Raw genomic sequence first — 9,673 nt, forward strand, 5'->3', positions numbered from 1 at the left:
ATCTGTATAGGCAGGCAAGAGGCAATAGGGAATAGGCAACAGGGTTATAAAAAATTAAAGTGTACGGAATTTTGTTCAAAAATCAAATAGGATTCCTATAGTAGATCAGTATTAGTTAAATGCGATTCCAAAAGCCTTGTCTTCGTAATAGAATTCGGTGACTTATATACATTGATTTTATAAATAACCGAGAAGATTTGCTAGGCTATCGCTTAACTAATGGTCAAAGATTATTCCCATTTTACGAAGACCTAATTCAGCTGCGGCGCAACCATTCCGAACTGCGATCGCATTTGATTGATATTCTCTATGTTCACAATGCTAACCGAGTTATTGCTTTCAGACGTTGGGATGTAACTGAAGAATTTTTAGTTGTCGCTAGTTTGAATAATCAGCTTTTCTCCTCAGGGTACACCATTAATAATTTCGGAATTGGAGATGGTCAATGGCGCGAGATATTTAATAGTGATGCTTCACTCTACGGAGGAGATAGTATAGGCAACTTTGGATCTAATATCTTTGTAACTAACGGATATATTAATCCCATAGTCCCAGCAAACGGATTTGTTATTTTCCAACGGCAAAGCACATAATATCGTTTTTCTGGGCATCATGAGTCGAGCGACCGGGACGAAACCTATAGGAACGTTCATGGAAAATTGCTTCGTGTACAGGTTCAATTTCATCACTTTTCAAAGACCCTCTTAGCAATAAAGTTTTTGACAGTATAGTCAGCCTATTATGCTAAAACATTATCTACTTTTGAGATGTAAAGAAACATGGACTATTTTTTTTAGGCTATCGGGAACACCAGCATAGTGACCTTCGGCAATTTCTTCAAAAATCTTTAATAAAGAGCCTGGATAAATCATTATTGATAAGTCGTATTTAATAAGACAGGTAAAAAGCGCTAATTCTTCGAGTAAATACTTAGATGACAATTCCACATAAAAATCAAAATTTTCAGTATTTTGTTCAAAATGACGAAGTACAAACTCCTTCACAGAAGATTTAACTGAATTGGCAAATTTCTCATCTTTTCTAATGAGATTCTGTAATTGTTCGTAATACTTAAAATAATCTTCTGATTGTTGTATTTCTGAGCAAAAGATTACATTAAAAATACAGGTTTTGATGTAATTATCAAAAACATAATTTGCATTTTCTACGTACTCTCTTCCTTGAATAAGTGCCTTGTTAAGTGCTTGTTTTTCTTTTAAACCTTGATTGATTTGTAGAGTAATTCTATGTATGCTATCACCAATCAAAATAGTGCATTTTTTAAAATGTTTACTAATCCAATCCGTCATTCCTACTAATTTTGCTATTGAAAAATTTTCACTTTCTAAACTTATCCCTAAAAAACAATGTTCATATCTGTCAAGTTCATGCCTAGCAATTTGTGGGATAACTGCTGCAATCTCTACCCGATATTTTGGTCTAGTCAAAAATATTATTCCCTTTTGAGGATTGACTATTTTTTCAAACTCAGTATAGTTCATTCTGACCAAATGAGCATAAGAATAAGCGTAAAATGCAACCTCTTGGTTTTTAGCCAAATTTTGCCACCAAAAAACCTCCATATTGTAAAGTTCCCCGAAAGGAGGAAGTGTACCAAATTTGCAATAGGGAAATAAATTCTCAAATTCTTCCTGCTTAAGGAATTTAAATTTTTTTGTATCTAAAGCTGCTTGTAGAGAGCCTACATTGACCTGTAAATTGGCTGGTAAAAGAATTACAGCTTTTTTTTTTCATCAATTTCCACTAATACAGCCTCAATTAAATCCATTCCTAAAGTATGTTTATATGTCGTAAGTTCTTGCGATGTATGAGCAGGCGAATAATGAATTGTTTGGTATTTAATTTGGTGAGAGTTGAGGAATTCTTGAAGTTGCTGAATAGACATAAATAAAAAAGGGTGATTGATTAAGAAATCAAATCTTTAAATATCAAATTATGTAACAAAAACAAAAGTTAAACTAGGAAAAACTATCCGTGTTGTCACATACCTTTAAATTTTTTCGATTATGAGAATAATTCGCAAAATAGTCCTTGAGCCAATTACACCCTCTTGCCAAAAGACGCTCAAAATTTTCAATTGACCATAGTCGAACAGTTCCATTGACGGAAGTTGTGGCTAGCATCTGTCCATCTGGGCTAAAACTAACACTATAAACGCCTCCCTCATAGTCTTTGAATTCTTGCACTAATTTCCCTTGCAAGTCCCACAGGCGGGCAGTACTATCAGCAGAACTAGTAGCTAGTATCTGTCCATCGGGGCTAAAACTGACACTCCAAATCCAGTTCTTGTGACCTTTGAATTCTTGTACTAATTGCCCTTGCAAGTCCCACAGGCGGGCAGTACTATCGGCAGAACCAGTAGCTAGCATTTGTCCATCGGGGCTAAAACTGACACTCCAAATCCAGCCCTTATGACCTTTGAATTCTTGTAATAACTTACCTTGTAAATTCCACAGGCGGGCAGTACTATCGGTAGAACCAGTAGCTAGCATCTGTCCATCGGGGCTAAAACTGACGCTCCAAACTGGATTAGTGTGTTTAAATTCTTGTAGTAATTTGCCTTGCAGATTCCACAGGCGAGACGTGTTATCAACAGAGGCGGTAGCAAGATGCTGCCCATCAGGGCTAAAATCGACGCTCCAGACCCAGCCTTTATGACCTTTGAATTGTTGTAGTAAGTTGCCTTGTAAGTCCCACAGACAGGCAGTACAATCTTCTGAGCCAGTGGCGAGGTGCTGACCATCGGGGCTGAAAGTAACACTTAAGATAGGGCTATTATGATCTTGAAAAGGATGACCAATAGCATTGCCGTGTAAGTCCCACAGGCGGGCTGTACAATCTTCTGAGCCAGTGGCGAGGTGCTGACCATCGGGGCTAAAACTGACACTCCAAACCCAGCCCTTGTGACCTTTGAATTTGGCTAAATGCTTGTTTCTTGAGTTCCACAGACGAACTATACCATCAGCAGAGCTAGTAGCGAGGTGCTGACCATCAGGGCTGAAACTGACACTCCAAACAAAGCCCTTGTGATCTTTAAATTCAGCCAACTGATTGCCCTGTAAGTCCCACAGGCGAGATGTGCCGTCAGCAGAGGTAGTGGCGAGGTGCTGACCATCGGGACTGAAACTGACGCTATATATCCAACACTGATGACCAGTAAATTCTTGCTGTAGCTTGCCTTGCAAGTCCCATAGGCGAGCAATGCCCTCAGAAGAGGCAGTAGCAAAGTACTTTCCATCGGGTGGACTAAAACTGATGCTATAAACTGTACCTCTACTGGCTAGAAATTTATCGTAAGAGTTATTTTGTAAATCCCACACATAGACATGACCTTCAGAAGAGGCAGTAGCAAGGTACTTTCCATCAGGTGGACTAAAACTAACACTCCAGACCCAGCCCTGATGACCTGTAAATTCTTGCCTTATGTTGCCCTGTAAGTCCCATAGACGGACTGTACCGTCGGCGGAGCCGATAGCAAGATACTTCCCATCAGGGCTAAAACTGACGCTCAAAACCCAGCCCTGATGACCTGTAAATTCTTGCTGTAGATTGCCCTGTAAGTCCCACAAACGGGCTGTACGGTCGCTGGAGCCTGTAGCGAGATACTTACCATCAGGGCTAAAATCGAGGCTCCAGATCGAGTCCTGATGACCTGTAAATTCTTGCTGTAGATTGCCTTGCAAGTCCCACAAACGGGCTGTACCGTCTTCTGAGCCAGTAGCTAGCTGCTGTCCATCCGGGCTAAAACTGACACTATGGATGGATTCTACGTGTGCTTGAAATTGATTCTGCTCTTGGATGTTGTCAAGAATATGCTGCAATGCAGTTTTTAATTCGGGAGCATGAAAGTCTTTGGGTAGCAGTCCTTCTTTACGATTTTTCTGTAACTCTTGCCCAGCTTGCATAACTGTTAGTAATGCTTCTAACTCCGAAGACTCAAATTGTAGTAAAGCATCTTTCCCCATCTGCTCAATTTGTTTGATTTTGCGTTGACGCTGTAGCTGCTTCCAAATTGCTTTAGCCAAAACATCTAAGAAAATTTCATAGTAATCAGCAGCTAGTGGGCGGATAATTCTAGCCTCGCCTTGACTAAGTTTATTTAGCCATTTATAAACCCTTTCTATCTCCAGTTTTTCAGTTTGGTTTGGTTCTGCGTTGACGTAATCACATAAATCTTTGGCTTTGAGAGCAAGTTTCTCACCAGATGGTGTAACTAAATAGTAAAAGAGACGATAAGAAGTATCAATCTTGAAATCAGTTTTTAAATCTTCCAGCTTTTGATCGAGATGATCTTGGACAATTTGCTCTGCTTTGCCTAAGTTTATGTAGCTTTGTTTTTCTAGCCTGCGAGATGGAGATTCGCCTCTCATTTCCTGTTTCCATAAACGAAGCATGACCAGTTGGAGGTAAGGAGTTTCAAACCTCTGTTCTGATGGTGCTTCTAAAAAAGCTATATCATCCAAAACTGCTGTAACTAAGTCTGGTTGAATATTGACTAATTTATCTTCGATCGCTTGAACAATTGTCGGCTGGCTCAAATTATCTATAATTGGTTCTTTTTTAACAGAAATTGAGGAAACATATAAGTAGTTTTGGCATGATTTAACTATATCTTCTTTGAAAATATCAAGTTTATGAATACTATTTTTATGAATAGAAATGAGTAAATTAATATTCAGTCCGGGATGATTCAGCGCACGTAAAAGCTCATCTAAAAATGATTTTATTTCATTTGCTGGAGAATGGATCGAGTATTCCTCAAACTGGTCAAGGATGATAAATAGCTTGCCATGACCATCTGTATCAATGAGCTTTGTCCATGCCTGTAAAGTTTCGGAAAATGGTAGATATACATTAGGAGCTTCGATGCTTACTATATCTTTAATAGATTTTTTAATATGCAGCAATAAATTATCTAATGGTTTGCCTTCATGCCAAGAATTAAATAGGGTCACTGCTAACTTTGGCTTGCCAGATGTTTGGAGATTTTGTTGTGCTGCTTGGAGCAGATAATAGGCAATACCATCTCGCAAAATTGTACTCTTACCTGCACTGCTGTCGCCGTAGAGTACAGTTAGCTTTGATTTATATAGGTGGTCAAGGATAGTTTGCTGTCGGTTATATTCAGTAATCGGTTTCTCAATCGCATCTTCGGCTGCTTGCCTATTCAGATGCTTAATTGCTATACGATTGTCTAATAAGTTACTAAAAATGCGACCTTTAAAATAGTCAAGTTTAGCCAGGGCATCTTCACGAATAGAAATGAGTAAATGAAGATTCAAATTAGAATCATTAACAGCTTGAGAAAATTCCCCAGCGAAGGTGTCTTTAGCACTATCATTTAAGAAATCAAAATAGTCCTCGAACTGATCGAGAATAAGAAATAGTCTACCGCTTTCATCTTCTTGGCGAACAATCTCGATCCAAGCTTTCAAGATATCGGTGAAAGAAGGTTTTTCTCGATTTTTGGCAATAGCTTCGATCGCTTGTTCAAACTTTTGCTTAATTGCATCTGGCGATTCAGATTTAAAAAGACTGGTGATTTCTGCTTCAAGCTGTTTCTTGATTCCTGTCAGTGGATCTTGCCAAGACAAACTATCATCTAATTCGCCCTTTAGTGGGGGAAAAACGATGGTACCCCACCCAGGTTTACCAGTTGTTTGCTGGTTTTCCAAGGCAGCTTGACGCAGATGATAAGCAACACCCGCCCGCATTAGCGAACTTTTGCCTACACCACTAGCCCCATAGACAACTGTTAGCCGTGAAGATCGCAAATTTTGAATAACTATTTGTTGTTCTTTTTCTCGCCCAAAGAAAAACAACTTATCTGTTTGTGAATAAGGAATTAGTCCTTTGTAGGGTGCAGGAACCTCAATGCGATCGCAGTCCATGACTTCCTCTTATTTTTAAATTGTGATTTTTACCACTTTGCTTTCAGTCGTTCATTCAATTCATCAAGATAATTTTCTAAAGAAGTTTCACTGATGAGGTTTACACCATTAGCCGTCCAAAGGAAGGATTTATCTAAACCATCGGGTTTTGGGTGAACTGCCCACCATCGTTCTGTTCTCCTATTTTCTCTTTCGGGCCAAATACGATGCAAAATAACACGCTGATGCCAATAGCGTAGGCTATATCCTAAAAACCAAATATGGCTACTTTTGAGTTTTGTTAACAAAAGTCCTGGAAGGATATCTTTAGGTTTGCTATCTGCATAAGCCAAATAGTCAATAAAATGATCCTCAGTGATCGCAAAGCTTCTTCTTGGATGGTCTGGCCAATCAGCAGGGCCATAAAGTTTTAAGATGACTGGACGTTCGTTGAGCGAAAAGTCTAAATTTTCGTTAGCGATTCCTGGCAAAATCGGTTTGATTTCACATTTTGGGAGTACTGGTGACTCATTATCTCCCTCAATCTCATGTTCAAATTGTTGATGCACAAACTGTTTGACGAGTTGGCTGTCGTCATTTTCGCCGACTGCGGTATAGGATACTAAATCAAATGGCTGGTTAGCATCCACAAAGGCATTTTCTAGGGTACTGTCAAAATTGGTCGTTACTATTAGTTGGTAACGGGTAGCATCACTCGCCATTCCACCCCTAATTCGAGCGGAATAGCCCATCTCATCCATGAGACGCGGGAGTTCAGCTAGAAACCGATGCATTCGGTTAGGTTTGTATTTATGTCTAGCAATTTCTGTAATTGCCTGATTAATTGTCTTTTCACCCTGAATATTTAAGTATTGCGACACATGCTGAAGATCCAGTCTAGTCACAAATTCTGTCATAATCGGACATGCAGGGGGCAAAGTCTCTGTATCGCACAATGGACAACGAACTGTTTTTAAGTATTCATGGCTCTGGTCTAAGTAAGCAGCAAGTTCAACGCTAGTAGGTGGGTATTCACCTTTAGGGTTCCAGTCCCATGCTCGGTGAATGAGATTTGTATCTTGTGGGCGATCGCATAAGTTAATATCTGCACCTAAGAAAGGAACTACTAAGCCTTTTTTGATTTTGGGAATTAGCTCATTGAAGTGGGCTTCCAGTTCTACTTTTATTTTTGTACTTGGCTTAGGTGGAGGTACAGGTGGTGGGGCAGCAATCACTTTTTGCGGAAGTTTAAACTTGACATACCCATCCTCATGGGAAGGTGCTGTGTGTTTGTACCAGCAGTTTTCATCATCTATCCACAGGCGCAGATATACAGTTCCTCGCCTAGTGTCACAATTCAAGTGTACAAAATTGTAACCGTTGGGATAGTTGCGGCGATCGTAGCTAGAGCCAGCAGGAATAACCACGCAATTTCCTGTTGTGCCAGCTACTTGATAAACTTCAGATTTATGCTGATGACCACAAAGAAGAAAATGACACCCATCTTGATTTTGGAGGCGTTGTCCCAGTCGATTGCGTTCAAATTCACCTATCCATTCCAGTGGATGATGTAGCACTGCAATCCGCACCTCATCACTAGCAATTTGTTTCAGGGCATCATACAATTGGGGTTCTCCAATAATTAGTTTTCCATAATCATCTACATATCCGCTTTCGTTTTTGTTGCGTCCAGCCATTAAAGCGGAGTTTAGACCAAGTAAGGCAACTCGCTTTTCATCGATCCATAGTCTGCGGATACTGCTGTAGTCAGGTTGAGGCTGATGTGTGTATTGAGTAACAAATTCTCTATAGGCTTCAAAGGGTTCCCGCAGGCGATCGCGTTTTTTTTGGTTAGTCAGCCAATCTTTGACCTGAACATCAGAATCAAAAGGCTTTAAAATAGAATCTGGCAGCAACTCAAAAGTACTGCGATCGAGGTCGTGGTTGCCTGGTACGATAAACAATCGCTCGGCAGTTAACCCGGTTGCTTGAAGCACAGGCTCGAATAAATTTTCTTGTGCAGCTTCATATTCTTCCTTCTTACCTGCATGAGCCACATCACCACTAAAGATAATAAAATCAATCTTTGCCAAGTCTGGACTGATTTTCTCCCGCTCCTCAATATCCCTAATTAAGGCATCACGTACAACTTGCCTGTCAAAATCTTTCCCTTTCTGGTGCCAATCCGAAAGATGAAGCCAAGTCATTTCTGCCATGAAAATTTCTCCTCTGAATTCAAGATGGATGAATTATGTGCCTTAAAAGGTGAGGAAATTATGTCGAACTAAAATTAGTAATGTTAGTAATACAATTTCTATGATATAGGTGGCAGATACACTCAGATTACAAACTCCATCTTTCCAATAATTGACATGGTAAGGCTTGGCAGAACGATGGAAAGAATGCCGCCAACTACTATAAATTAGAGGACTTTGAAAATCAAAATTTTCAGTAAAAATAGATTCAATGACTGCTATTCGATAATAAAATCCTCTTTGAAAGTGTTTCCATTGGCTTTCGAGAACCCAGAATAAAAAAGGAATAGCTAAAATAAGAAAGTCAGTATTTTTGGGGATATTTACTTGTTGCTGAATCATTAAGGTAATCACAGTTCCTGTTGCTGTCAAACCTAAAGATTTAATTACCCAAATTTGCTTATTGTAGTCTTCAATTGTTGTTTCCAAAAAAAAATACTCTTGCTTGAGTAAATCTAGCTCAAATTGCAATAATTTTCTGTCTGATTGTTCATCATTATTGTTATTATTTATATTGCTGGTCATTGAAATTGTCAAAAATGTTAACAAAGACTTAAAAATTAGTATTTTTTAAAACATCGGGATAAAGTCTTGATAGCGAACAGTAGCCTTTAAATACTAAAGTAAGAGTCTTGGCGGTAAAAATCATACCCCAAAAGACTTAAGTCAAAAGTTATAAAACGGCTACTAGGGAAAATTTTATTTATGTTAGTGCCATTTTCGCTATCAATAACCAGCTCTCATTAATCATGTAGTATAGTTAAGGATTGTGGTTATTCAGTACTTAGTATGCCAAAAAATAGTAAAAATCTGATACAAAGCTGCAAATATTATACTAATTTAAAACTATAATTATTGCTGGACTTAACTTAGAGAGTGATGTCAAACTGTTAAACACCCAATTAATTCCCTGGTGGAGTTCTCAACCTGTTTTGAATGTACTTAAAAAATATCAAAAGTATCTAATCATCAATTTAGCTAAAGAATTGGTTTTCTATCGCTGGACAAATAATTCTACTACTGCATTAAATACTTTCAAAAATGTCTACAAAACTGCGATTACAAAAATCCGCCAGCATTTACATTTACCGATTATGATTGATGCCCCTGATTGTGGTCAATCTATTGAAATTTTTCCGAAAATTTGTCAGTAATTAATTGCTCACGATCCTGACCACAATCTTCTATTTAGCGGTCACGCTTATTGGGCTGGTTATAATGGAATACCACATTTAGAAGTTGCTATCAATGCCAATTTACAAAGAAAGGCAGAAGTTCGTTCGCGCAGCGTGTCGAAGACAGGGCAGAAGGCAGAAAGTTAGGAGTAACAATCAAAACTTTAGTTCTGGGTCTGAGCTACAGTCCAGATAAATAATTATACTGAGACTGCTTGCAGCAAGGTATAAAACCTCCTTGTTACAATCCCACTCTTTTAAGGGTGGGTTGCCTTCTAACTTGAAAATCAAACTTTGGCTTTAGCCCAAGAAGAGTATGTGGCGGAAGTCGTTGAATTACAACAGCCATAAC

The 9,673-nt window shown here is 38.8% G+C and carries 6 protein-coding genes; 1 reads left to right on the plus strand and 5 read right to left on the minus strand.

What is annotated here, in order from left to right:
• Positions 1-197: 197 nt before the first annotated feature.
• Positions 198-593, plus strand: a complete 396-nt coding sequence (locus GNE10_RS08955) for an alpha amylase C-terminal domain-containing protein (protein ID WP_260446843.1) — start codon at positions 198-200, stop codon at positions 591-593.
• A 159-nt stretch (positions 594-752) separates the two neighbouring features.
• Here GNE10_RS08955 and GNE10_RS08960 read toward each other — a convergent pair whose 3' ends face one another.
• The 5 genes from GNE10_RS08960 to GNE10_RS08980 all read right to left on the minus strand — a co-directional run bounded on the left by GNE10_RS08960 (position 753) and on the right by GNE10_RS08980 (position 8,671).
• Complete coding sequence (locus tag GNE10_RS08960) at positions 753-1,736, minus strand: tRNA-dependent cyclodipeptide synthase (protein WP_311774796.1); 984 nt, start codon at positions 1,734-1,736, stop codon at positions 753-755.
• Positions 1,736-1,906, minus strand: a complete 171-nt coding sequence (locus GNE10_RS08965) for a hypothetical protein (protein WP_185564704.1) — start codon at positions 1,904-1,906, stop codon at positions 1,736-1,738. The genes GNE10_RS08960 and GNE10_RS08965 overlap by 1 nt, the downstream gene beginning before the upstream one ends.
• 73 nt (positions 1,907-1,979) lie before the next feature.
• Entirely contained in the window at positions 1,980-5,912 is a 3,933-nt protein-coding gene (locus GNE10_RS08970) for an AAA family ATPase (RefSeq protein ID WP_185564705.1), read from the minus strand.
• A gap of 29 nt (positions 5,913-5,941) precedes the next feature.
• Positions 5,942-8,107 (minus strand): SIR2 family protein, encoded by a 2,166-nt coding sequence (locus tag GNE10_RS08975; RefSeq protein WP_185564706.1) that lies wholly within the window; start codon positions 8,105-8,107, stop codon positions 5,942-5,944.
• 42 nt (positions 8,108-8,149) lie between these two features.
• Positions 8,150-8,671 carry a hypothetical protein gene (locus GNE10_RS08980; protein WP_185564707.1) on the minus strand — a complete coding sequence of 174 codons (522 nt, stop codon included), beginning with the start codon at positions 8,669-8,671 and terminating at the stop codon, positions 8,150-8,152.
• Positions 8,672-9,673 lie beyond the last annotated feature (1,002 nt).

The organism is Nostoc sp. 2RC, from assembly GCF_014222165.1.
GTDB lineage: Bacteria > Cyanobacteriota > Cyanobacteriia > Cyanobacteriales > Nostocaceae > Nostoc > Nostoc linckia.

Bases quoted from the DNA above. Each gene is read 5' to 3' on its own strand.
- GNE10_RS08965 (WP_185564704.1), bottom strand. From the start codon at position 1,906: ATGTCTATTCAGCAACTTCAAGAATTCCTCAACTCTCACCAAATTAAA.
- GNE10_RS08970 (WP_185564705.1), bottom strand. From the start codon at position 5,912: ATGGACTGCGATCGCATTGAGGTTCCTGCACCCTACAAAGGACTAATT.
- GNE10_RS08975 (WP_185564706.1), bottom strand. From the start codon at position 8,107: ATGGCAGAAATGACTTGGCTTCATCTTTCGGATTGGCACCAGAAAGGG.
- GNE10_RS08980 (WP_185564707.1), bottom strand. From the start codon at position 8,671: ATGACCAGCAATATAAATAATAACAATAATGATGAACAATCAGACAGA.